Source organism: Sutcliffiella deserti, from assembly GCF_020037475.1.
Classification (GTDB): domain Bacteria; phylum Bacillota; class Bacilli; order Bacillales; family Bacillaceae_I; genus Sutcliffiella_A; species Sutcliffiella_A deserti.
The window spans coordinates 749,031-771,632 of record NZ_JAIQDB010000001.1; the positions used below are offsets into that span (position 1 = coordinate 749,031).

The 22,602-nt window shown below is 37.6% G+C and carries 24 protein-coding genes; 6 read left to right on the forward strand and 18 right to left on the reverse strand.

The window, feature by feature from the left end; all coding sequences use genetic code 11:
• Positions 1-67: 67 nt before the first annotated feature.
• From K9B36_RS03690 to K9B36_RS03735, 10 genes are all read right to left on the reverse strand, one after another.
• Positions 68-205 carry a YjcZ family sporulation protein gene (locus tag K9B36_RS03690; protein WP_223700642.1) on the reverse strand — a complete coding sequence of 46 codons (138 nt, stop codon included), beginning with the start codon at positions 203-205 and terminating at the stop codon, positions 68-70.
• Between the two features lie 621 nt (positions 206-826).
• The gene (locus K9B36_RS03695) at positions 827-1,045 is read right to left on the reverse strand and encodes a hypothetical protein (RefSeq protein WP_223700643.1); all 219 of its coding nucleotides are present in this window, start codon (positions 1,043-1,045) and stop codon (positions 827-829) included.
• Between the two features lie 50 nt (positions 1,046-1,095).
• Entirely contained in the window at positions 1,096-1,956 is an 861-nt protein-coding gene (locus K9B36_RS03700; RefSeq protein ID WP_223700644.1) for a DUF421 domain-containing protein, read from the reverse strand.
• Positions 1,957-1,969: 13 nt separating this feature from the next.
• Positions 1,970-2,173, reverse strand: coding sequence for a DUF1657 domain-containing protein (locus K9B36_RS03705; RefSeq protein ID WP_223700645.1), 204 nt, complete (start codon positions 2,171-2,173; stop codon positions 1,970-1,972).
• A gap of 6 nt (positions 2,174-2,179) precedes the next feature.
• A complete protein-coding gene (gene spoVAE, locus K9B36_RS03710) occupies positions 2,180-2,536 on the reverse strand; it encodes a stage V sporulation protein AE (protein WP_223700646.1) in 357 nt (118 codons plus the stop codon).
• Positions 2,536-3,549, reverse strand: coding sequence for a stage V sporulation protein AD (spoVAD, locus tag K9B36_RS03715; RefSeq protein WP_223700647.1), 1,014 nt, complete (start codon positions 3,547-3,549; stop codon positions 2,536-2,538). Before spoVAD ends, spoVAE begins: the two co-directional genes overlap by 1 nt.
• Positions 3,549-4,025 carry a stage V sporulation protein AC gene (gene spoVAC / locus K9B36_RS03720; RefSeq protein WP_223700648.1) on the reverse strand — a complete coding sequence of 159 codons (477 nt, stop codon included), beginning with the start codon at positions 4,023-4,025 and terminating at the stop codon, positions 3,549-3,551. The genes spoVAD and spoVAC overlap by 1 nt, the downstream gene beginning before the upstream one ends.
• Before the next feature lie 16 nt (positions 4,026-4,041).
• A complete protein-coding gene (locus K9B36_RS03725; protein WP_223700649.1) occupies positions 4,042-4,494 on the reverse strand; it encodes a YhcN/YlaJ family sporulation lipoprotein in 453 nt (150 codons plus the stop codon).
• A gap of 98 nt (positions 4,495-4,592) precedes the next feature.
• Positions 4,593-4,997 carry a DUF1360 domain-containing protein gene (locus tag K9B36_RS03730; protein WP_223700650.1) on the reverse strand — a complete coding sequence of 135 codons (405 nt, stop codon included), beginning with the start codon at positions 4,995-4,997 and terminating at the stop codon, positions 4,593-4,595.
• 268 nt (positions 4,998-5,265) lie between these two features.
• Entirely contained in the window at positions 5,266-6,702 is a 1,437-nt protein-coding gene (locus K9B36_RS03735) for a hypothetical protein (protein WP_223700651.1), read from the reverse strand.
• A gap of 181 nt (positions 6,703-6,883) precedes the next feature.
• Here K9B36_RS03735 and K9B36_RS03740 point away from each other — a divergent pair, with 181 nt between their 5' ends.
• The 3 genes from K9B36_RS03740 (at position 6,884) to K9B36_RS03750 (ending at position 9,640) form a co-directional block, all read left to right on the forward strand.
• Complete coding sequence (locus tag K9B36_RS03740; protein ID WP_223700652.1) at positions 6,884-7,621, forward strand: BMQ_0737 family morphogenetic spore coat protein; 738 nt, start codon at positions 6,884-6,886, stop codon at positions 7,619-7,621.
• Positions 7,622-7,768: 147 nt separating this feature from the next.
• Positions 7,769-8,539, forward strand: a complete 771-nt coding sequence (locus K9B36_RS03745) for a hypothetical protein (protein ID WP_223700653.1) — start codon at positions 7,769-7,771, stop codon at positions 8,537-8,539.
• 771 nt (positions 8,540-9,310) lie between these two features.
• A complete protein-coding gene (locus K9B36_RS03750; protein WP_223700654.1) occupies positions 9,311-9,640 on the forward strand; it encodes a hypothetical protein in 330 nt (109 codons plus the stop codon).
• A gap of 546 nt (positions 9,641-10,186) precedes the next feature.
• Here the strand turns inward: K9B36_RS03750 and K9B36_RS03755 are convergent.
• Positions 10,187-10,582, reverse strand: coding sequence for a CotO family spore coat protein (locus K9B36_RS03755; protein WP_223700655.1), 396 nt, complete (start codon positions 10,580-10,582; stop codon positions 10,187-10,189).
• A gap of 281 nt (positions 10,583-10,863) precedes the next feature.
• Here K9B36_RS03755 and K9B36_RS03760 point away from each other — a divergent pair, with 281 nt between their 5' ends.
• Entirely contained in the window at positions 10,864-11,820 is a 957-nt protein-coding gene (locus tag K9B36_RS03760; protein WP_223700656.1) for an NAD-dependent epimerase/dehydratase family protein, read from the forward strand.
• Positions 11,817-13,016 (forward strand): glycosyltransferase family 4 protein, encoded by a 1,200-nt coding sequence (locus K9B36_RS03765; RefSeq protein ID WP_223700657.1) that lies wholly within the window; start codon positions 11,817-11,819, stop codon positions 13,014-13,016. Before K9B36_RS03760 ends, K9B36_RS03765 begins: the two co-directional genes overlap by 4 nt.
• Before the next feature lie 27 nt (positions 13,017-13,043).
• On the opposite strand, the gene K9B36_RS03770 is transcribed toward K9B36_RS03765, so the two are convergent.
• From K9B36_RS03770 to K9B36_RS03785, 4 genes are all read right to left on the reverse strand, one after another.
• The gene (locus K9B36_RS03770; protein ID WP_223700658.1) at positions 13,044-13,286 is read right to left on the reverse strand and encodes a hypothetical protein; all 243 of its coding nucleotides are present in this window, start codon (positions 13,284-13,286) and stop codon (positions 13,044-13,046) included.
• A 92-nt stretch (positions 13,287-13,378) separates the two neighbouring features.
• Complete coding sequence (locus K9B36_RS03775) at positions 13,379-13,816, reverse strand: hypothetical protein (RefSeq protein WP_223700659.1); 438 nt, start codon at positions 13,814-13,816, stop codon at positions 13,379-13,381.
• Positions 13,817-14,878, reverse strand: coding sequence for a CotS family spore coat protein (locus tag K9B36_RS03780; protein WP_223700660.1), 1,062 nt, complete (start codon positions 14,876-14,878; stop codon positions 13,817-13,819).
• A 19-nt stretch (positions 14,879-14,897) separates the two neighbouring features.
• Complete coding sequence (locus tag K9B36_RS03785; protein ID WP_223700661.1) at positions 14,898-16,037, reverse strand: glycosyltransferase family 4 protein; 1,140 nt, start codon at positions 16,035-16,037, stop codon at positions 14,898-14,900.
• A gap of 314 nt (positions 16,038-16,351) precedes the next feature.
• Between K9B36_RS03785 and K9B36_RS03790 the strand changes: the two genes are divergently transcribed.
• Positions 16,352-17,428, forward strand: coding sequence for a CotS family spore coat protein (locus K9B36_RS03790; RefSeq protein ID WP_223700662.1), 1,077 nt, complete (start codon positions 16,352-16,354; stop codon positions 17,426-17,428).
• 44 nt (positions 17,429-17,472) lie between these two features.
• On the opposite strand, the gene K9B36_RS03795 is transcribed toward K9B36_RS03790, so the two are convergent.
• From K9B36_RS03795 to K9B36_RS03805, 3 genes are all read right to left on the reverse strand, one after another.
• The gene (locus K9B36_RS03795; protein ID WP_223700663.1) at positions 17,473-18,882 is read right to left on the reverse strand and encodes an N-acetylmuramoyl-L-alanine amidase; all 1,410 of its coding nucleotides are present in this window, start codon (positions 18,880-18,882) and stop codon (positions 17,473-17,475) included.
• Between the two features lie 309 nt (positions 18,883-19,191).
• Positions 19,192-19,962: an enoyl-ACP reductase FabI gene (gene fabI, locus K9B36_RS03800; protein WP_223700664.1), complete on the reverse strand. Its 771-nt coding sequence runs from the start codon at positions 19,960-19,962 to the stop codon at positions 19,192-19,194.
• 462 nt (positions 19,963-20,424) lie between these two features.
• Positions 20,425-22,488: a cation:proton antiporter domain-containing protein gene (locus K9B36_RS03805; RefSeq protein WP_223700665.1), complete on the reverse strand. Its 2,064-nt coding sequence runs from the start codon at positions 22,486-22,488 to the stop codon at positions 20,425-20,427.
• Positions 22,489-22,602: the final 114 nt, after the last annotated feature.

Sequence of the window (22,602 nt, forward strand, 5' to 3'; positions counted from 1 at the left end):
TAAATAACGAATAAAAGGAAACAGAAAAGTACGGCTAAAACCGTACTTTTCTATTTATTTCTTTTTATTAATGGAATTTTGAAGCTCCAACAATAATTAACAGAATGAATAGAACGACGATTAGTACAAACGTACCGCCGGTATTACCTCCACAGCCATAACCTGCTCCACCTACACCATAAGGATAGCCACCATAGTAACCCATAATCTTGCACCTCCTTAATGAAGATTCCTTATTACTATATGTCTTATTTTTTAAATGGTATGGGCAAAAGAACAATGGTTGGTCTTTTATATATTTTTGTAAGAAAACTACGAAACGAAGGAGAAAGTGCACCTAGACTCTTAATGCGGGGGATGACACCATCGATGGATGGAAAAGTGGCAACCTAGGGGTTCAATTGAGGGTAATGAGACCATCGAATGATGGAAAAGCGGCATCCGAGGGTCTCATTCCAGCACATTGAGACCATCGATCGTTGGAAAAGCGGCACACGAGGGTCTCAATCCAGCACATTGAGACCATCGACCGTAAAAAAGTCAGCACCCGATGGTCTCAATCCGGCACATTGAGACCATCGACTGAAGAAAAACCAGCACCTAAGGGTCTCAATCCAGCACAATGAGACCCCCGAACAAAGGAAAAGGCTCACCGGAGGGTGGTAAAGTTGAAACTGTGGGGTTTTGTTTTACTCCCTGTTAATCTCCCTATCAGGTGGTTCCTTTCTGCCGGGAGTGGTCAGCACGTACCTTAAAATAGAAAAAGCACATGAAAAGATAGGATTTTACCTATCTTTCATCTGCTTCTTTATAAATGACAATATTTTTATTCTTTAAGTTTTTCCTTAGATCCTTCCATCCAATTCTCCAAATTGCCCATGTACCTATTTAATCGAGATTCAAGCCAGTCTGCTTGTTGAATCAATTCTTCAGCACTTGTTATATTCTTCTCTCCTTGCTTCTCTGTTTCCGCTAACTTTGCTTTAATTCTCCACCGCTCAAACATAAATTTTAAATGTTCTTCACCAAAGTCATATTCACTCACATTATTCACCTCTAACCCTACCGTATGATGAAAACATAAGCTTAGTGACGTTAATCTTTTAATAATGGAAGCAAATTTCCTTTAATGGTATTCAAGGTAACTTCAATCTTTTTAAAAAATTGCTTCTGATCTTCATATGGTGCGATCACTTGTAGATAAGCAAAGTCCGCCACACATTTTTCTAAAGTAAGTAGGATAAGTTCTTTTTCTTTCATTTCTACAGGAGTTATCTTGTCATCATATAAATCCATAATTAATTTTCCGTCCGAATCAACTTGTGCCAGGAAAACACTTTCTTGTAACACTTGTTGCTTCTCTAACTCGGCTTTTAACCAGCCTCTATTCAAACCAAGTTTACCTAGTGATTCATCCAATATGTCTCCATCCATTATCACCGTCTGTGGCACTTGATTATGAGGGACATTGGAAAAAAGATCGCTATATGTTAGTGGCTGGTAACCCTTTTTAAGCATCACACTAAAGTCTCCATTGGCTTCCAAAGTGGCAAATTCAATGGAATCGATATGAAAGATGTTTTTTTTCCGTAACTGTTCCATAAATTCATCAATAGAGTATTTTTCTTTTTGAAGATTCCGCTCCAATATTTTACCATTCTCTACAAAAACAGTTGCATTCCCCTCAAAAAAATCCCTAAACTTTTTAGACTTAAGAGAAATTTGCGAAATAACTAATGGAAACAGAGCCCAAATTAAAATGCTTGTAACACCACTTTTAATTTCTAAACTTGGATCAATTGACAAGGTACCTGCAATGTCACCAACAGTAATGCCTACAATATATTCAAAAAAAGATAGCTTGGACAACTGCTTTTTCCCAAGGAGCTTTGTAATGATAAAAAGTCCGATAATGATGGTAAAAGAGCGGATAGCCATTTCAATCCATTGCGGCATAATGACAGCTCCTTTAGCACATACCTCTTGAATGTTGGTTTTCATTTTTTATTGCTCGATTAATTTGATAAACAATTTCATCAATTTTCATCATGGATTCATGATAACTTTGCTTTGAAACCTCGTCCTCCGCTTCCATTGCATAGACATGTAAATGGCTGCGGATCATTTTTAAGGAAGCGAGATTATAGGTTAACAACAACTTTTCATCATTCATATAAATCTATCCTTTCGGTTTAAATAGTAGTGCCCCAATAAAACCGAAAACAATTGCCGCTGAGATACCTGAACTGGTTACCTCGAACATCCCTGTAAGTACACCAACAAGGCCATGTTGGGTTGCTTCTTCTAAAGCTCCATTGACAAGAGAGTTACCAAAACTGACTATCGGAATTGTAGCACCTGCACCTGCAAATGAAATGAAAGGATCATATAACCCAAACCCCCCCAGGATAGCTCCTACTACTACAAAAGAACTTAAGGTATGTGCGGGAGTCATTTTAAATACATCGAACATAATCTGCCCAATAACGCAAATCAATCCTCCAACCACAAACGCCCAAAAAAAGGATATAAACATTAGGAATCTCCTCCCATCTCAATGGATACGGCGTGGGCGATACAAGGTATTGATTCTTTTTGCTGAAAGGATAAAGGTGAAAGAAGGGCTCCTGTTGCAACTACAAGAATTCTCTTCAGTTTTCCTTTTCTCATTTCATTTAAGAGATGACCATATAGGACAGTAGCCGAGCAACCTGCACCGCTGCCTCCTGCTAAAACAGGCTGGTCTTTTTTATAAATTAATAATCCACAATCCTTGTACTGTTGATCTTGTATAGCAAATCCTTGTTCTACCAACATATCAAGCGATACCTGCCTTCCTATTTCCCCAAGATCACCTGTAACAATCAGGTCATAGTAAGATGGATCTCTGCTTAAATCATTAAAATGAGCTTTCATGGTATCCACAGCGGCTGGGGCCATTGCTCCTCCCATGTTAAAAGGGTCCTTTAATCCCATGTTAATAACCTTACCGATCGTAGCAGACGTAACATGTGGCCCTACCCCCACATTACTAATCAAGCCTACTCCTGCTCCTGTCACAGTCCATTGAGCAGTTGGAGGTTTTTGACCTCCATATTCCGTAGGATAACGGAACTGCTTTTCCACTGCAGCATTATGGCTCGAGGCTCCCGTAAGACAGTATTGTGCTCCTCCATAATTCACAATAAAGCTAGCAAGTGCTAACCCTTCCATGGAAGTAGAACAGGCTCCAAATACACCTAAATAAGGGATCCCAAGTGTCTCAGCGGCAAAATTAGATGGTGTCATTTGATTGATCAGATCACCGGCCAGCAGAAACTGTACATTTGTCGCTTCCACATTCGCCTTTTCTACTGCCTTGTTACATGCTTCTTCTAAAAGAAGTTTATGAGCCTTTTCATAGCTATCTTGTTCAAACCACAAGTCTTTATGTAACAAATCAAAATCATCTGAGAGTAATCCATTTGCTTCAAATGGCCCGCCAACTGCAGCACTTGAAAGAATAACTGGTTTATTGGCAAAAACCCAAGACTGTTTTCCTTTAAGCATTATAAGACCCCTAACTGTATAATAATCGTTTTAATTAGTGCTACTAAAAAGGCAGAAAAAACTCCAAATAAAATAACGGACCCTGCCAATTTAAACATATTAGAACCTACCCCAAGTACAAACCCTTCTGTCCTGTGCTCAATACAAGCTGAAATAACAGCATTACCAAAACCAGTTACCGGAACGGCACTTCCCGCACCAGCAAATTGAGCAATTCTGTCATACACTCCAAACCCTGTTAAGAGCATAGCAAGAAAAATCATTGTCGCTACTGTGGGATTACCTGCTGTAACTTCTGTGAAATTAAAAAAGTAGATATAGCAAAGCTGGATAGCTTGTCCAACAGTACAAAAAATGCCACCAACTAAAAAAGCTATGATGCAATTTTTCACAACCGGTCTTTTTAGTTCTTTTTGTTGCTCATATTGCTGATATGCTTTCTGTTCCGGTGTTGGCTGCTTACTATTTTTACTCATAGATGAAAACACCTCATTATGCTTTTTCTTTTCGTAAATCATCAATTTTTTTTATTCTTTTGTCGATTTCTTTTTCTTTTAGATTCTTTTCTTTTATATCTCTTCGCAGACGTTCAATTTCCCACCTAATTTTAAGATCATGTGAGACGACCACTTTTTCATCTGGAAATTCTTTCTCTAATGCTTTTTTGACCTTTTTTTCTACTTTTTCGGTGAAGAACTTCTGAAATTGATTAACATGGAAAGCGACTAATAACTCATCCTTGGAATCATAAGCAATTGCGCCTTTCACTTCTTTAATGTTTTTGGTTATTTCTTCTGCTCTTTGTTCCTTTTCAGTTTTCTCTTTTGTCTTTGCAGTAGTTTGAGTGACCGCATCCTCCACCCTATCTTGTACCTCTCCACCGCCACACCCACTAAGCAACCCAATCAAAAAAAAGACTGTAATTATAACCCTCAAAAATTTCATACGTACATCACCCCTAAATTAATATCCTACTGTTAATATTCTACCTTTAGGGGATTTTATGTATAACTAATAAAGCAGCTCTCTTAATGAGGCTGCTTTCACATATTACTTCTATTTACAAAACTCTCCACAATGCCCGCTACTCCCGCTGCCGCAAAAATAACTAATACCGATTCTCCTAGGAAAGGATAGAATTTATATAAGAAAAAAAGACCTGTGGTCACCCATACCCCTGTACACCAATGACAACTTATTAGTTCTCCTATCCAAGCACGAATTCCTTTTCCTTTTATAATAAGATAGCTTTCCATTTCGCCATTCTCATCAACTTCTTCCACTTCTTCTACAAAAGGACGTCTTAGGAAATAAGTAATTTTATCACTTACTATTAACCTTGTTAGCCTGAAACTGGCCAGCCCCAGTAGAATAAACCAATACCAATGCTCGAATATAAAAACCCCCTTCCATTCTTCATGATATGAATGGAAGAGGATTTTTACCATTAAATGTTTAATTTTCAGTTATAATTCTTTTCTTTCCACAGCCACAGCCTTTAGATTTCTTTTTTCTTTTAACATGAGTTGAATTGGAAGAGGTATATACCTTCATTGGAGATTCCTCCTTAGGTGGCTGTGAGTTATCATAATAACTCATTTTATTAAAACCTCCATCTTGGGTCATATTGTTAATAATGCTTGGTTAGTATTATCGTATGCAAATATGTCCAAGATGTTTTCCGCATTTTAACTATAGAGTATATTTTCGTGTTTCTCATGTTTCTTTTTTGACATTATTATAGAACCAACTTTGAATTTTTGGCGTTTCGGTTTGGTTTTCTTTCGTCTCGCTTAAAGGTAGTGACTCATTCTTCTCATTCCATTTCGAAATGGTGGTTTTCTCAGAGTAAAATTTCTCTGCTTTTTTTTCTAAACTACCGACACATTCATGAAGTTTAGCGATATCATCATGAAGTACTGCATTCTCCTCGTATACTCCCTTTAGTTCTTCTTCTAGCCTTTGTAATTGTTCCAAGTAATTTTTGATTTCTTGGTGGTATTTTATGTTTTCTTGCTCAAGCTTTTCACTGACTTCCATTACAGCTTGAAGTTGATTTTTCTCAACTTGATTTTTTTCGATCTCTTGTTTTAGACTAGAAATTATCGCTCTCGCTTCTTCGTACTCTTTTGAAGCAGAGCTAACTTTTCGATTTGATTGTATTAGGTGTTCTTCAAGATCAGAAGTAATAGCCCGTTGGATACTCAACTCTTTTCTCAGTTGGTTATTTTCCTTCTCAAGCTTTTCTTTGACTCCATTGACCGAATTAATAGCTTCATTATGCTGTTGTATGTTTTCCAACTTTAAGTTTTCAACTACCTCATTCATTCTTTCCCACTCTTGTTCTGCTTCTTCTAATTTTTGATTAGATTGGTGAATGAAATTTTTCAATTCCGAGATAATCTTTGCTTGTTCTTCCGTATCTTTTTTAAGTTTTATGTTCTCTTGCTCAAGTTTTATTCTTATAGCTTCAAGCTCCACTATATTACCGTTCTCTGTTTTCAATTTTTGTATAGTGGAGGTATTGTTAATAATCTCCTCTTGTAATTGCGTGATTTCTTTCTCTAAGTTTTCCTTCTTTTCTAACTCCGTCTCGTAGTTTTTTTGCTCTTCTTTCCATTTACCTTCTAATTGTTTATTAATCTCTTCTAATTTGGTCAGCTTTTCCTGAGATTGATATATAAAGTTCTTCAATTCTGAAATAACCTTAGCTTGATTTTCTATTTCTTTGTGAAGCCCTAAGTTCTCTTGCTCAAGTTTTCTTCTTAAAGCTTCCAACTCCACAGTACTACCGTTCTCTTTTTCCAATTTTTGTATTGAAGAGGAGTAATTAGTTATCTCTTCTTGGAATTGGGTAATTAACTTTTTCTTCTTATCTAACTCCGACTTGTAGTTTTTTTGTTCTTCTATCCATTTATCTTCTAATTGTTTATTAACCTCTTCTAAAATGGTTAGCTTTTCCTGCCATTGAACTTTCTCTTCCTTCCATTGACCTCTCTCTTCTTCCCACTGATGGTATTGGGATTCCAGCTTTTTTAAATACTCTCTGTTCTTGGATTTTTCTAATTCCGATTGAAGCCGCTTCACTTCTGACCCTAAATGAATAACTTTTTGTTGAAGAATTATAACGTTATCGTTCTTAAAACTTTTCATCTATAGATGCCCTCCTTATAAACGCTCCTTTTACATGTAATTCTTACTTCCAAAGAAATATTACTTTTTTGGGTAGAAAATAAAATTCGGGCTCAAATCTCAGCACACTTACCCACCAAATTCATACTATACATTAGTCCCGTACCCCAAATGGGTAATTAATGAATAGGAGGAGTTTTTAGTGAGTCATAAAGAAACTGAAAGAGTCTGTATAAAGGCTCGTAAAGTTTACGATTGGGTTTCACGTCAAATAGATGTAGCATTACCAGCTATATGTAACTCAGATTTGGATGGTCTATTCGCTGGTGACCATGACCATGATGACAAAGCGAATATTGCAGATTTATTGTGTGATGCCAAGGTTGGAGGATTATCGGTCGAGTGTTTCTTATCTGATGAGCACGGTCATAAAATTAATACATTAGCTTATCACCACCACCGTCATCACAAAGGATTAACCTGCAAAGAAATCACTAATCCAAGTGACCGTCCTGATGTGGATGTGACACTACCTGATGGAACAGAAATAGTACTTCAGAGAGTAAAGGTTTTAATTAAAGGTTATGTTACTGTACACCTTGTAAATTCTGCCGGGCATGTAGTATTTTGTTCTGCCCCAATACCGTTCCATACCATCCAAACATTCTTACTATGTGCACCAGAAGGAACAGAGCTTGACTGCCATGTGACATTCTTTGAGTGTGATTCTAACCTTGTCGCAACACCAGAGTTTTCACAATTAGACGTATCTCTTACTTTATGCTTAGACATTCAAATGGAAGCAGATGTGAAATTTGAAATCGATGCTAAAATTTGCAGACCACGTGAAGAGATTATCGAAGGCTTAATTTGCCCAACTAAAGAATTCCCGCCACAGTGCCCAGAGATCTTTCCGGCGCATACAAAAAAACCGAGATAAATATTGTAAGTCAGAAACAGCCAGCCTTGTTCGGGTCACACTGAATGAGGTTGGCTGATTTAATTTATAACATTTTGCACTTTTTCCCATATTACTTTTACGATCCATACATAGAATAGTACAAAACGAGGATAAGGAGTGTTTAACATGACTAATCAACAAGAACTAATATTTACCCAGCAGCAAGTCATCCATTACCGGGCAGAGGTTTCGAAATATAAAAATAGAATTGCGGAGTTAGAATTACATATAGAAAAAGAAAAGATGCGAAACAAATATCTTCAGTCAAAAATTCGAGAGTTACAAATTGAAAAGACAGACCATTATATCAAAGAGATGGAAAAGTTGAGAAAGAAAATTTTGCAACTCGAAGTGGAATTGGAGGAAGAAAAGCTTTTAGGAAAAGATATGCAGGAGCTTCCCCAGGAACCGCTATTATCAAGAAATGAAAAAATGGAACGATTAACTCATTTCTATAGTTTCTTTAACTACTCCATTCTCTTGCATTCAGAGGAAGATACCACTGTCACCATATTCTTTGATTTTACAGTAGTGAATACAGGTGAAAGAGAACAATCTGATTTCATAATTTGTTTAAAAGTTAAGCCGGTCAACAAAATATTTTTATCAGGAAAAATAACTAATCCAAAACTTATTCAACACACAGATGAAGATCGCCATGCGGCTGATTGGGTTTATGCAACAGAGGATTGGCAAGCAAAAATTAGAAATGAGGGAGAGTATTGGATTCGATCCGTCCAAAAACCTAAGGTGGGAGTCCAGGAAACTTTAACGTTTAAAGGGGTTGAAATATTGGTTGATAAGGAGACGGTTAAAGGGAAAATGACAGTAGAGGGATTTGTTTACTGTGAGAACGAAGTTAAAGAAAGTAATAATAAAATAACGGTAAACTTATGATGAGAGCTGATTTGCATGCTTAATTTAATTGTTCAGTTAGTATATTAAGGAAAAAGCCCCAAACCTATTAATAATGGGGCAAAATCTTAGAGGAAAAGTTTAATTGTAGTATGTACCAGAGAATGTACGAGGTCCCACTAGGACAGTGCCCTCACCTGCAGCTAATTTTAATACATAAAAAAAGTTTACCCTTATCTCTACATAATACTTTACACAAATTATCGTAATGTGTAGCACTGGGATAGGGATAGTAATGCCTAAAGGACCAGGAATCAACATTGGTAGGGTTTGGTAAATAATCTTTCTAGCTGTTCCCATCGGAAGCCCCTCACGTATTCTAATAAGTATAATAGCTTTTTAGATAGGGAACTAGATTCGAAGCTAAGCTTGGCGTTTATTTTTTCCTGTTCCCGAAGAATGAATTTTCTTCTAAAAGGGATGGAAAGAAGAGCAAGAATCCAAGTAATGAAACAATTTTTAATGAGTACTCAAATAAAACTATAGCTTGGGAATGCAGCTTCCACTTTGATATTTGAAACAATTTAAATTGTCTTAATTGTATAATTAATCTATTCAAATGAAGAAGTAATGAAGATGTCTCAGTTTAATTAGGATAAACAACCATTTCTCATAGGCAGAACTACTAGATTCTATTATATTCCAAAAAAAGGCATTTACACTACGAGATTCGCCCTCCCCAAATAGTCTTACTAGAATACATTAAAGTAGGATGAAAAATCCTAAAACTAAATTTTAGAGGGAGGCAATACTATGAGTTTATACTATGAGTATAAGTCATGTTGCGGTAGTAAGAAGGATGATCATAAGCACGATGATCATAAGCAAGATTGTTTTTGTGGGAAGTTTCCTAAGTATTTATTAGGTCAAGAGGTTGTAATAGGCTCTGTAGCTGCTACATTACCGGGAACATTTAGAATTGCATGTATTGATGAGAAATCCGGAATTATCACACTAGTCTCTACAGACACTGACCTTGATGCTGAATTTCCTGCTGGGGCTCTTGTGTATGTTTGCTGTAAAGATATCGCGTTTATTTCACCGGTAGTTGCAACAGCAGCTACACCGGTAGCTGGAGCATAATTAAAGTAGCTCAGTTTTGAAAGCTGTCGAAACTTCGACAGCTTTTTAAATCTTTGTTACAGAGACTTTATTAACTTACTCAATTAACAATCTTGAATTTCTACTTTCGGTTTTTTACTTTTACATTTTTATTTAGAAAGATGTTGGATTAAAAGAGTGTTGTGTTGCTCAAATAGTTCCAATTTGGTACTTTGGACACGTGATGGCTCTTTTACTTCACTAATAATTTAGAGTCTATTTTTTCTAATCAGATATTTATAAGTTCTTTCTAATTTGTTAAGATCTATGAAATAAATATAAGTACCCCTTGTTTTTAGGTAGGGTACTTAAATGGTAAACTAAAATTTACACCTCCACTCTCTCTTCTTCTTCCGCTTCTTCTTGGCTTTAGCAAGTATATTTTCTGCCACAAGCTTATTCTCACCCATAACTCTCCAAGTTTTTATCATTCTTATCATCACTCCTTTCCTGTCGCTCTACTATCAAGTTATTCAATAAAACATAGAAGAGTTTGTACGAAAAGGAATAAAGTTGTGTTTCCTCTAATTATATTCCAATTACATGTAATTCTTTTATCTGCTTAATTGGTAAAAAAATAGATTCCGTTAATTCAGGCATAGTTATCTCTAGAATTTCATTTTGGTAGCCAACCACTTTTCCTACATAATCTCTTTCAGGTGTAACTATTTTACAAATTTTCTTAGGAATACCTTCTGCCTGTTCTACCAAGGTGGTTATTTTCTCTTCTAAGGATAGCAAGTAAAACGGGATTTTTGATGTTTTTTTTTCTTGGGTGCCTTCCTCTACATCCAATTTGACCTTAGTGCTTATCGTAAGATTACTCTGGAATTTACTCTGCATTGGAACAACTTTATTGACATTTGAAATACTTTGAATATAGAGAAGTGGCTTTTGATTACTGTTTTCTAACTTTCTTTCCATATGGAGCACCTCCAGCTCTGATTGTTTCTTTCTTAAATGTATGCATGATAATTGTCCACTTTGCCTATAAGAATATTTAAAGTGAGTTACCTTTTGAATTAGAATGCTTTTATTTCGTCTTCTCTATAATTGGGCTTGATTTCCGTCACACCCCGCTCCTGTCCATTAATAGAATAATAAATAATTGCTAACGTCATGGAGGGAGTTTTCACTTTGAAACTATACATCCTTGGAGCCGGCTTTTTTAGATGCATCACCACTGTTAAAGGGGTTAGACTCTTATGAAAATACTTGTAACAGGCGCTGCTGGATTTATTGGCTCACATCTTTGTGAAAGATTATTAGAAGATCCTACCTATCAGGTTTTTGGAGTGGATACCTTTATTGGCCCGACACCTCCATCATTTAAAAGGGGTAATATTCAAGATTTAAAAAAGCTTCCCAGGTTTTCCTTTATCGATTCTAACCTATTGAAAACGGATATTGATCAACTACTATCCAATATCGATGCCATATACCATCTTTCTGCCATTCCTGGGGTAAGGGAGAGTTGGGGGAAGGAATTTGCTCCTTATATGTACCACAACATACTCGTTACACAAAAGCTTCTAGAAGCGGCTAAAGATAAAAAGATTGACCGTTTCATTTATATTTCCACCTCTTCTGTTTATGGTGAAAAACATGGCAAGGTGAGCGAAAATGCAATCACTCTCCCTCTCTCCCCTTATGGGATAACGAAACTCGCTGGAGAGCATTTATGTCGCGTATACGAAAAAAGCTTTAATCTTCCTCTTGTTATTTTGCGTTATTTTACGGTGTATGGACCGAGACAACGACCTGACATGGCCTTTCACCGTTTTATGAAGCAGCTTCTAACCGATCAGCCGATTAGTGTATTTGGAGACGGCTTACAAACAAGAGATTTTACCTTTATCGATGATTGTGTCACAGCCACTAAAGCGGTGCTGACTGCAGAAAATGTGATCGGGGAGACCATTAATATTGGAGGGAAAGAACGTTCTTCAATTCTTGATGTTATCTCTATTTTAGAAGAAATCACCAATAAAAAAGCACTACTCTCATTTACAGGAAATGTGAAGGGAGATCCGAAGCACACATGGGCTGACATCACAAAAGCAGAAAAACTTCTTCACTATTCTCCTGCCACTTCCTTAAAAAAAGGGCTTGAAAAAGAGTGGCAGTTTATTCAAAAGCTCTATGAAGAGAACCAGTCATGAAGCTTGCCATTATTTGTACTGAGAAACTCCCTGCTCCTGCCATAAAAGGTGGGGCAATACAAATGATGATTGATGGTATAACCCCTTTTCTTAGAAAAAGATACGAGCTCACGATATTCTCGGTTACTGATCCAGAGCTACCTGACCGGGAAATGGTGAATGAGGTACAATATATCCGCTTTCCGCGAAGTGAATATCGTCATCATGTAGCCAAGGAACTAACACAACATCAATTTGATGTTATTCACATTTGCAATCGCCCGAAAAATGTTCTTCTTTATAAAGCTGCTTCTCCTGAAAGTAAATTCGTCCTTAGTCTTCATAATGAAATGTTTGCACATAGAAAGCTGTCAGATGAAGATGGGCAAAAGGTTGTCGATACGGTAAGTGCAATAACGACTGTAAGCAATTTCATTAAAAATACAGTAGTGGAAAGGTTTCCAGAAGCGGAAGCAAAAATTAGAGTAGTGTATTCCGGAGTAGATTTATCTTCCTACCCTTTACGACATAGTAAGGAAGGAAAGCAAATACGCGAAAACTTCCGTAGAAGATATCAGTTAGAAGAGAAAAAGGTTGTTTTATTTGTCGGGCGATTGAGTAAATCTAAAGGACCGCATCTTCTCATTGAGGCAATGGAGCAATTATTGAAAAAGCATGATAATATCGTTTTACTTGTTGTCGGAGGAAAATGGTTTAGTGACAATGGAATGAACAAATACGTCTATTCACTCTACAAGCAAGCTCTTTCTTTTAAGGATAAAATTATTTTTACGCAGTATATCCCTGCTCATTATATCCATGAGGCTTTTCTTGCAGGCGATGTTTTTGTCTGTAGTTCCCAATGGAATGAACCTTTGGCTAGAGTACATTATGAGGCAATGGCGGCAGGGATCCCGGTCATTACAACAAATAGAGGTGGCAATGCGGAGGTGATACTCGATAAGTTTAATGGACTAATTATTGAAGACTATACGAACCATCTGGCCTTTACCAAAGCCATTGACTATATACTGACGGAACCAGAGTTAAGCGGTTGGATGTGCCATAAGGGGCGGCAATTTATTGAAATGAATTTCACCTATCAACATGTAGCAAATCGCTTTGGCAGTCTATATGATAATATTTCCTATGCAATTTCACCTGCCATTCCACATATGGAAACGGAATCAAAAGAAAAGTACCAGGATCCCTCATAAAAGGAACCTGGTACTTTTTTTATTGTGCTATTCTTCTTCCTCGTCGTCCTCTTCCTCGTCTTCGTCTTCCTCTTCTTCTTCTTCTTCTTCTTCATATTCAGTCTCTGATCCGTCATTGTATTCTACCGCTATTTTCACTTCTGACACTTCTCCATTTTTAAGTGCCTGCAATACAGCCTTTAAAGCTTCTTCCGCACTTAATTCTGGGGATAACGTGAATCCATTCTCAAAATCCATTTTCAGCTTCGCTTTTCTTACTTCATTTGCCATGATTTATCACTCCTGTTTCACAAATAAATTTAGTTACACATATCAACTTATGCTAGAGGATCCGTGTTTGATGAAAGGATCTACAGAATTATTTATTGTTTCTTTGAAAAAGAAAGCACTGGAGAGATCCATGGGGTTTTTAAGGAGGGCTCTTTAATGATAATAGTTATCCTATTCTTAGGAACTGGCTCCTTTGTATCTTCCTCCTGATCTTCCTCTGCAACAGTTTCCTCCATCACAATTTCTGATACTTGTTCCGCTTCCACTTCTACTTCCTCTTCCACTTCCAAAGGGAGTTGTGCATTCAATCCTGTTTGTTCAGATTTTAATTCTCCACTTAACGAAAATTCCACTAATTGAACTCCCTGTAACGATTGTAAGTGAGCATTAATGGTTGATTCATTAAGTACAAGCTCCTCGGATTTTTCCAACAACTGCTCATACTCAGCCATATTCCACCCCATTGGTCCTGGGGGAGAGAAGGTGAATTTCTCCAACTCCAGCTTTGGTATTTTTGGTTTTTCTGTCATCTAATTACCCTCCCTTTGTGAAGAAATAATTTCTCCATATAAGGAAGAATAGTGCTTTAGAAAGTCTCCCTTGGATTGTTCCAAAGCGATAATATTTTGCAAGGCCCAAAGATATTTTTCATCAGACCAGGAACGTTTCTGAGCAAGAAAGTATTTATGACCTATCGCACAGAATAGATGAGGAAATAATAAGTCGATAGACAAAATTCTATAATACTCTTCGGAAAGTGGATTTGTAGTGTGGTAGGCTCGTAATAGATCAAATACTAGATTTTCATCCCAAACTGAAAACTTTTTCATCATTTTATTTAAAATGATGCGCAAGTCCCTTGTTGGCAGATCATACGTAATAGAATGTAACTCCTTCATAAAGGGCGCTCCGTCTACTTCCGTAAACCTGGCAAGCGTAAAATCTTGCTGGCAGAAACCTTTTAAACTGCTAACCTCTTTCGAAATACTTTGAAATACTGGCTCATCCAGTCCATTTAATGCATCCTTTGCACGCAAGATCATTTCATCCACATGCTCAAGAAAAAGAATGGAAAAGGCATCAGTTGGATAGGATTGCGCAATGGTTTTATTTCCTTCTAGCTCTTGAAGCTTCCATCGAAACAATTTATGCCATTTTCCTATTCTTCCACGTGTTTTACTTTCCTCAGAAGGTATATATCCTTTCGAAGCTTGATAGAATTGGCCAGCAAACTCCATTGCTTTTAGCATTTGCTCCTTGTTATAGTAAATTACTTCATTTCCTTCCACTTTGTCATACAGAACATATCCAAAAGAATCTGCTCCGATACAAATTCCTCCATTTTTCGTTTCATGAATCTGTGTAATCGCAAGTCCTTTATTAAATAAATGCTGATGTGCTCCTGCAATAAAAAGCATTCGTTCAGGTTTCATGCTTGCCTGCTTTAGAATTTTCTTCCCCTCGGAAGTAACCACTTCCCAAGTAGTTCTGCCGCTTCTGCTTGAAAGAAGTTTTACATCAGTAATTTCAAAAGGGTAAAACTCCAGTACTTGCCGTAAGTGATGCTGTTCCACCTCTTGATGCTCTTCCACAAGTCATCACCTTTCTTCCTTAGTTATTTGCAGCTTCTTCATAAACGGATAACAAGTTATGCTCAACATTTTTCCAACTAAAATCTTTTTCTACCTTGCGTCGACCATATCTTCCAAGCTGCTCCCGCTTACCTGAATCATGTAACAAAGAATTTAGAATCTGTGCATAACTCTCTGGATCCTCGAATTGCGAGACAACATGGCCATTTTTCCCTTCATCAATCACCTCTGGATTTCCACCACGATTACTTGTCACGATCGGCAACCCTGCTGCCATTGCTTCATAATGTACTCGCGCAAGCGGTTCCTGCCATTGAGAAGAACAAACAAAAACATCTGACATCGCAAATAATTTCGGGATATCCGCAGGCTTAACAAACTTAATAAATGTAACATTTTCTGGATACATAGCGCCTAGTGTATACAAGTGCTTTACATAATTGTTAACATTATCGTCACCAAACCACTTTGATCCGATAAATACCATCATGACATCCGGATGCTCCTCCATAATAGAAGGAAGTGCTTGCAAAAGAATATGTGGCCCCTTTACTTTGCTCAGTCTGCCTACAAAAAGAATAACCTTCTTATTAGAAAGATTTAGTTCATCCCGAACCATCTTTCTCGCTTGTATTCCTTCTCTAGTCCAACAAGGTTGGAAAGTATCCAAATCTACCCCTGAATAAACCGTTCGCACCTTTGATTTGGCAAAAGGAAACCTGTCAGTAATAGTTTTTCCAATAAAATCACTTACTGTAACTACCTTTGAAACTAAATTAAGACATTCTTTTCCTTCCTCGTCACTTAATTTTTCATAAGTAAACATCTCATTATGGACACTTAACACAATTTTGCTTTGTGGAGTAGCCTTCTTTACTGAAGAAACCCAAGAAGGACGGTTACATAAGTGAATCACATCATAAGTCTCCTGATTTAAATGAGAAAGTATCGAAGGCAGATACTCTTTTTCATCAAAACGAACAAATCGGACACTTCCTCTTTTCTCATCTTGCTCTAATTCTTCATGCTGTATAGAAAGAATTGTTACATCATGCTTTGAACTAATGATTGCTGCAACAGAGTCTATATATATTTGTATCGCACCACCTCGTATCGCTGGTACCGGAAGCTTTTCTGTTGCAATATAAGCAATTTTCATATTTTACCTCCATCTCACCTTTAAATGGTAGTTTATATGTATGGTATGGATGAGCCACCTTTAATGAAGCTTATCCTTATTTTCTTTCTTCAAAAAGGGCATACACCCTTATGGAACGATAGGCTACAGCATGAAAGGTAGAATGTTTCCTTAATCTTGAAATAGAAGGATAGACACAGACCATTTTAAAAAAAGTGACACCTGTCTATAGCACTTTCATTTGAAGAGCCATACCTTAAAGAAAGTGACACTTGCAAATTGTGAGTGAATTCAATCTTAGAGGTTGCTGTTTTAAAATTGGCACCTTACAGAGGATGGTGGGACGTTTGTTAGAAGATCGAAGCCTAGATCAACATGAGGAATCGGAAGCATATGTATTATCACCAGAAGAAGAACAAAAACTTATATCCCTTGCAGAGACTATTCTGAAAAACTGGGATGTCACAGTGAACCAAATAGAGGTAGTACAAGGAGGTCAAATGGCCTTAGTTTGGAAAATACAGACGAACACAGGGCCGATTTGCTTAAAAAGAATACACAGACCAGAGAAAAAAGCCTTGTTTTCAATTAATGCACAGAACTATTTAGCTTTAAAAGGTTCAAGAGTACCAGGGATTATTCCTAATAAACATGGAGTGCTTTATACGAAGCATGGACCTTTTTTGTTTGTCGTTTATGAGTGGATTGAAGGACGGCCTTTTGAATTGACCGTTCAAGAGGACCTTGAATTTATTATGAAAGGTTTAGCCGAATTTCACACCGCTTCTATTGGTTATCAGCCACCCGATGGAATTCCGATATTCACCAAACTTGGTCGTTGGCCAAATCACTATATAAAGCGATGTCAACAGATGGAGACGTGGAAAATCATGGCGAAAACCATGCCAGAGGATCCATTTTCTCAGCTTTATCTAGCAGAAATAGATTCCTTTATTCATGAAGGAAGAGAAACACTTGCGAGGTTATTAAACTCAGATTATTTATCGTGGGTCTCTCAGCTCAAAGCCAGACCGAACCTTTGTCATCAAGATTACGGTACTGGAAACTCACTTCTTGGAAACGACGGCCAAATATGGGTTATTGACCTAGATACGGTTTCTTTTGACTTACCTATTCGCGACCTTCGTAAAATGATTATTCCCTTACTTGATACAACCGGAGTCTGGAATGAAGACCAGTTTAACGTCATGATTAACGCCTACGAATCTGTCTCGCCTCTAACGGAAAAACAAAAGGAAATCATGTTTATTGATATGCTCTTTCCCTATGAGTTATATGATGTTATACGAGAAAGATATGTACGTAAAACACCTCTACTTGAAACCGAATTGATCGAAGCATTTGAATATGAACGTATTAAATCCAGTGCCTTGAATCCATTGATTCTTTAAAAAAAGCCGAGCTCCTAGTAATTTATAGGAACTCGGCTTTTTTATTAATTAGCATTACGTACTTGTCCCAATACCTCTCGCATCGTTTCTAATTCCATTTGATTAACGGTAATCGATTCCTCTAAATTTTTTTCATAAATCTTTAAAATAAGCTGGCCATATTGGGAACCTGGAACAGCCCATCTCCCATTTAGATCCTTCCAACCGGGAGCACTACCTCTTGTTACAAGATCAAAACGGGGATCTACTTTAGGGTATTTGTCTGGAAGTGGATCACGAGAGGCATATGCGTATAAATGTTGTATATGCGCGAGTACCCCTTCTTCAGGTGTTGCAAAAGATGCCCCTGTCACATCTCCCCCTGTTGCTCCGATTCCGGCATAGTTATTTTGCTCAGGTTTTACGATACCAGTAAAGCGGAAGTAATTCGTTTCATGAATGGCTTGCGCAAAAGCAACATCACCTCGAATCCCATAATCCCTTCCAATTCTTTCGTAGAGTTCACCAAGTGCAGGAGCATTCGGATGGATTGTTTGAACAAAAGTATCCATTTCCTTTGCATAAATGACGGAAGACCCTAAAATGGAAAATCCATGTTGAGGTGGTGGTGCTGGAGGCATAGGTTTCGGAGTCGGACTGGGTGGTGGAGGTGAAGTAGATTCATTTTCTTCTGCTATTATAAATGCCTCAATTCCTAACCTGGTTAATGTTTGAACCATTTGTTCTGAATTTTCTCTCTCGCTAAACGCACCCGTTTGCACTCGAAAGTAAGGAGCACCATTTAGGGTCGCTTGAGCTATGAATGCCTCGATATTATTTTTTTGTAAACGTTCTACTCTTGCAATCGCATTTTCACGATTCTTAAAGGACCCAGCAATTACTTTAAAAATAGTATTATTAGTTTTTCTGGGCAGGGATAGTGCTTTGGCAATTCCGTTTGCAATAGATATTGATACCTCCTTTTTAAAAGTTTCGTTTAGAATCAGAGATCTGTCTCCTTCATTATCGATGAACAATACTTCCAATAACACGGCAGGCATGTTTGTTTCTCTTAAAACATGGAAATTAGCAGACTTTGTTCCTCTATCTCTTCTTTTATATTTTCCTGAGATGATACTTGCGACTTCCTTGTGAATAGTTTGCTGATAAGCATTTGTTTGATTAGAAACTGCTCCATTAAAACGATAACTTTCAAACCCTGTTCCACCTCCAGCATTATAGTGGATGGAGATGTAATAATCTGATTTTAGCGAATTTGCTAGATTCGTCCTCGCCTCGAGCGAAACGGTTGTATCCCCTTCCCTCGTCATGACAATTCGGACCTCATAATTTTTTTCTAAAAATTCACGAACTCTCCTTGCCATTTCTAAATTTAAAGCTTTTTCTCTCATTGTCTGGTAAACTGCACCAGGATCCTGACCTCCATGACCAGGATCTAAAACTAGTAATTTCATAAGCTGTTTTCCCTCCTTTCTATACCATATGCTAGATTTCAACGTCTAGTATAGGTAAATGAGAGGAATAACAATTAATAAGTTGTCCATTTATTGTGTTGTAAAGAAGATTTTGCTCGAAGTGGTCATCACATTCAAGTTGGTTCTCAGGTGAATCTCGCTCGCCCTTACGCACTCCTCTTTCTGTTTACATAAAGGGGGTAGGCGCTGGAGCTAGACACTAATCAAACTTTAAGAAGCTTTTATATTCTTACCTTTTAAAAAACCACCCAAGACAAAGTGTCTCGAGTGGTTTTTTCTCATTACCTCTTAAAGAATATGATACCCAGAATCTACATGTAAGTTTTCACCAGTAATTCCCCGTGCTAAATCACTGAATAAGAAAAGAGCAGCATCGCCAACTTCTTCTTGTGTTGTCACACGGCGTAACGGTGCTTTTTCTTCGATTTCCTTTAAAATGGAGTTAAAATCACTTACACCTTTAGCAGACAAAGTTCGGATTGGTCCTGCGGAAATAGAATTTACACGAATACCTATCTTACCTAGGTCATTCGCTAAATACTTCACACTGGCATCTAAGCTTGCTTTCGCAACACCCATCACATTATAGTTCGCTACTACTTTTTCTCCACCAAGATAGGTTAAAGTCACAATACTTCCACCCTCTGTCATCAACTCTTTTGCTTCCTTTGCCACAGCTGTCAACGAATAGGAACTGATGTTGTGAGCAAGCAGAAATCCTTCACGTGTAGTGTTCATATAATCACCCTGCAGCTCTTCCTTGTTTGCAAAAGCGATACAATGTGCCACTCCATGAATAGCGCCTACCTGTTCTTTAATTTGCTGAAAGCATGTGTGTACTTCTTCGTCCTTCGTTACATCACAAGGAAGAACAAGAGAATCATCTCTATCAAGAGAATCTGCAAGATCACGAACGCTTTTTTCTAATCTTTCTCCAGCATAAGTAAATACTAAACGAGCACCGGCATCATGAAGTGAACGTGCAATTCCCCATGCAATACTTCGTTTATTTGCAACACCCATTACTACATATGTACGACCAATTAAGGATAAAGTCATTTTTATATCCTCCTATTTATATAAGTTATTAGTACCTAGTCACAATTATAGCATAAACCAGTCCACTTGCGCACTTTTCTTCTTATATTATTTTCTCCAGGTAAAAAAGTGGCTGGGACAAAAGTGTTTAGCCTAAGAAAAACCCCAACTAATTGAGTTTTAAGATCAAATTAGTTCGGGTTTTTTAAAATCTTCAAATATACGTTTAGCTTTAAGGTTACTCAAGCGGTTGATTGGAGTGCAAGACGAAGACTCCTGCGGGAGAATTGGCCAATTTGAGACCCCGCAGGCGAAGCCGAGGAGGCTCACGGGTCACCCGCGGAAAGCGAAGTCTTGCACGGAAATCAATAAAGTCTTTTAGAGCCGTTACTAAAATTGTTCGTCTTTTGTAAGAGTTATTTCAGTTTTGTCCCAACCTCTATTGATTGCTAGATATTCGAAGGCTCAAGGACTCTTTTAGTTTTAATCATAATCCCGCTCCAATAAAACTTCTTTCGGTAACTCAGTGCCTCTTGTTCCCCTGAGGTCTCCCTGGACTTCCGCTGGATAGAATATGATAAAGCTTTCAGGTTTTATTTTTGCAAGTTTCCGCGGAATTCTTTCTAGTTGTGGGTGCCATGCAGTTGTACCTTTACGGGCGCTTATGACAACAACCAGATCATCTTCCATTAGTATCGGTAGTTTATTCTCATATAATGAGCCCCAACCTTCCACCCACTCGACTTCTGTTGGTGGATTCGGTTTTATTTCTCGCATATGCGCCTTATAGGTATCTGGAAAGCCTTTAATTGCATAGCAATGAATGGTCGAGCCCAAATTACTTGCTATTAGCTTGATTGTTGCAAGGGCTTCCCAATAGCCTGGTTTATGGTCAATTCCATTTGGCAGTATAAGAATAATACGCTTTGTTGTGTTTAAAGGATGACCAAGCTTAGAAATTAAAACGGACACATTCGTTTGATCTAGCACCTGATCAATTACCCCGCCAAAGATCTTCTGTGGAGCTGTTCGCTCGCCATTCCATCCAGCTACAAGCGTGGTAATTCTTTCTTCGGCAATGGCTCGATTAATACCGATAGCAATGTTGCGATCTACCCTTGTTGTAACCCTTATCGGAATATCGGCACCACTAGTATAGGTTACTGCCTGACCTAGCATTTTTTCCGCCTTTGCTACATCGTCTTCTGAAGCCCACATATCCCTTTGTACAACACTTAAAGCATACAAAGGCTGTTCTAGGGAGGTTGACTGCCGTATAACAAAAGCAAGATCCAATAAAGATTCCATTGTGTTTGGATTCGCAATAGGTATAAGGATTCGTTCCGGTGCATCGCCTTTTTTCACTGGTTTTTGATCTTCCAATAATGCCAGTCTGCGCCCGTATTTTTCTACCAAGTATGGACCAATGATACAAGTAAACAGAATCATGATAATTACTCCATTAACAGTAGCCTGATCAAGCAATCCGACATTAAATCCAACCAAAGTTGCTGCTAAAGTCGCAGCAGCTTGGGGAGTAGTTAAACCAAAAATAACTAATCTCTCCTCTTTGGAATAGTGATAAAACTGACTAGTAAACAGCGCCGCTATGTATTTACTTATTAATAGTCCGATTACAATGGATACAGTTAAAATCCATGCTTTTGGATTCCCAATCAATACCCGTAAATCCATTAACATACCCACTGATAGCAAGAAAAATGGGATGAATATGGCGTTCGCAGTAAAACGAATTCGATTCATGAGTGGACCCTGTTCAAATATAAATCGATTTAATGCCAAACCTACTAAAAAGGCACCTATAATGGGCTGTAGTCCCGCAAATAGAGCAAGCGAACCAGCAGTAAACAACATTACCATCACAAAAATAAACTCAATAGGTCCCTCTGTTGTCACATTTCGGAAAAACCATCTCGAGATAAAAGGCGTTCCTAAAAAGATGATGGCAACAAATACTATTAAGGAAATAGTTAATTTTACTCCAAAATAAAAATCCAACTGGCCAGCTGCCGCTCCCGTTATGACAGCCAGTACCAATAAAGCAAATGTATCCGTTAAAATACTTCCACCCACTGCTGTTGTTATGGCTTTATTTTTCCCGATACCTAATCTACTTGCAATCGGGTATCCTAGAAGAGTATGAGATCCTAGAATGGACCCGATTAAAATCGAAGCTGCCAGACTATACCCTAGGAAAAGGCTTATTCCTGTTCCTACAGATAGCGGAATCCAAAAGGAAAGCATTCCAAAGACAATGCTGCGATTACGATACTTTTTGAATCCATCTAAATCCATTTCAAGCCCTGCAATAAACATAATAAACAAAAGTCCTACCGTTCCTAGTAATTCAATTGTAGAACTGCGCTCTAAAAGCGCGAGGCCATTAGGTCCGATGAGAACTCCTGCAAGAATTGGTCCAATTAAACCAGGTATTCTCAACAATTTCATTAAGTAAGGGAAGATGAAAAAAGTAATCATGGCTAATGTGAATATTAATACAGGCTCTTTGATTGGTAGTTCAAACATCTTATCTTCTCCAATCATATTTTTTTCTTCATGCAAGAGGTTTAATAAGCAAAAATTATATCATTATTTCAGATTAGAATATAGAAGATTAACATAAAATTAATAAAGGTTGTC

What these genes read in the sequence shown, in the direction of transcription:
- K9B36_RS03760 (WP_223700656.1), top strand. Translation starts at nt 10,864, where the DNA reads ATGAAAATACTTGTAACAGGCGCTGCTGGATTTATTGGCTCACATCTT.
- K9B36_RS03770 (WP_223700658.1), bottom strand. Translation starts at nt 13,286, where the DNA reads ATGGCAAATGAAGTAAGAAAAGCGAAGCTGAAAATGGATTTTGAGAAT.
- K9B36_RS03730 (WP_223700650.1), bottom strand. Translation starts at nt 4,997, where the DNA reads ATGGTAAAAATCCTCTTCCATTCATATCATGAAGAATGGAAGGGGGTT.
- K9B36_RS03700 (WP_223700644.1), bottom strand. Translation starts at nt 1,956, where the DNA reads ATGCCGCAATGGATTGAAATGGCTATCCGCTCTTTTACCATCATTATC.
- spoVAE (WP_223700646.1), bottom strand. Translation starts at nt 2,536, where the DNA reads ATGTTTATATCCTTTTTTTGGGCGTTTGTGGTTGGAGGATTGATTTGC.
- K9B36_RS03755 (WP_223700655.1), bottom strand. Translation starts at nt 10,582, where the DNA reads ATGGAAAGAAAGTTAGAAAACAGTAATCAAAAGCCACTTCTCTATATT.
- K9B36_RS03745 (WP_223700653.1), top strand. Translation starts at nt 7,769, where the DNA reads ATGACTAATCAACAAGAACTAATATTTACCCAGCAGCAAGTCATCCAT.
- K9B36_RS03765 (WP_223700657.1), top strand. Translation starts at nt 11,817, where the DNA reads ATGAAGCTTGCCATTATTTGTACTGAGAAACTCCCTGCTCCTGCCATA.
- K9B36_RS03735 (WP_223700651.1), bottom strand. Translation starts at nt 6,702, where the DNA reads ATGAAAAGTTTTAAGAACGATAACGTTATAATTCTTCAACAAAAAGTT.
- K9B36_RS03690 (WP_223700642.1), bottom strand. Translation starts at nt 205, where the DNA reads ATGGGTTACTATGGTGGCTATCCTTATGGTGTAGGTGGAGCAGGTTAT.
- K9B36_RS03775 (WP_223700659.1), bottom strand. Translation starts at nt 13,816, where the DNA reads ATGACAGAAAAACCAAAAATACCAAAGCTGGAGTTGGAGAAATTCACC.
- spoVAC (WP_223700648.1), bottom strand. Translation starts at nt 4,025, where the DNA reads ATGAGTAAAAATAGTAAGCAGCCAACACCGGAACAGAAAGCATATCAG.
- K9B36_RS03725 (WP_223700649.1), bottom strand. Translation starts at nt 4,494, where the DNA reads ATGAAATTTTTGAGGGTTATAATTACAGTCTTTTTTTTGATTGGGTTG.
- K9B36_RS03750 (WP_223700654.1), top strand. Translation starts at nt 9,311, where the DNA reads ATGAGTTTATACTATGAGTATAAGTCATGTTGCGGTAGTAAGAAGGAT.
- K9B36_RS03785 (WP_223700661.1), bottom strand. Translation starts at nt 16,037, where the DNA reads ATGAAAATTGCTTATATTGCAACAGAAAAGCTTCCGGTACCAGCGATA.
- K9B36_RS03805 (WP_223700665.1), bottom strand. Translation starts at nt 22,488, where the DNA reads ATGTTTGAACTACCAATCAAAGAGCCTGTATTAATATTCACATTAGCC.
- K9B36_RS03790 (WP_223700662.1), top strand. Translation starts at nt 16,352, where the DNA reads ATGGTGGGACGTTTGTTAGAAGATCGAAGCCTAGATCAACATGAGGAA.
- fabI (WP_223700664.1), bottom strand. Translation starts at nt 19,962, where the DNA reads ATGACTTTATCCTTAATTGGTCGTACATATGTAGTAATGGGTGTTGCA.
- K9B36_RS03705 (WP_223700645.1), bottom strand. Translation starts at nt 2,173, where the DNA reads ATGAATGATGAAAAGTTGTTGTTAACCTATAATCTCGCTTCCTTAAAA.
- spoVAD (WP_223700647.1), bottom strand. Translation starts at nt 3,549, where the DNA reads ATGCTTAAAGGAAAACAGTCTTGGGTTTTTGCCAATAAACCAGTTATT.
- K9B36_RS03795 (WP_223700663.1), bottom strand. Translation starts at nt 18,882, where the DNA reads ATGAAATTACTAGTTTTAGATCCTGGTCATGGAGGTCAGGATCCTGGT.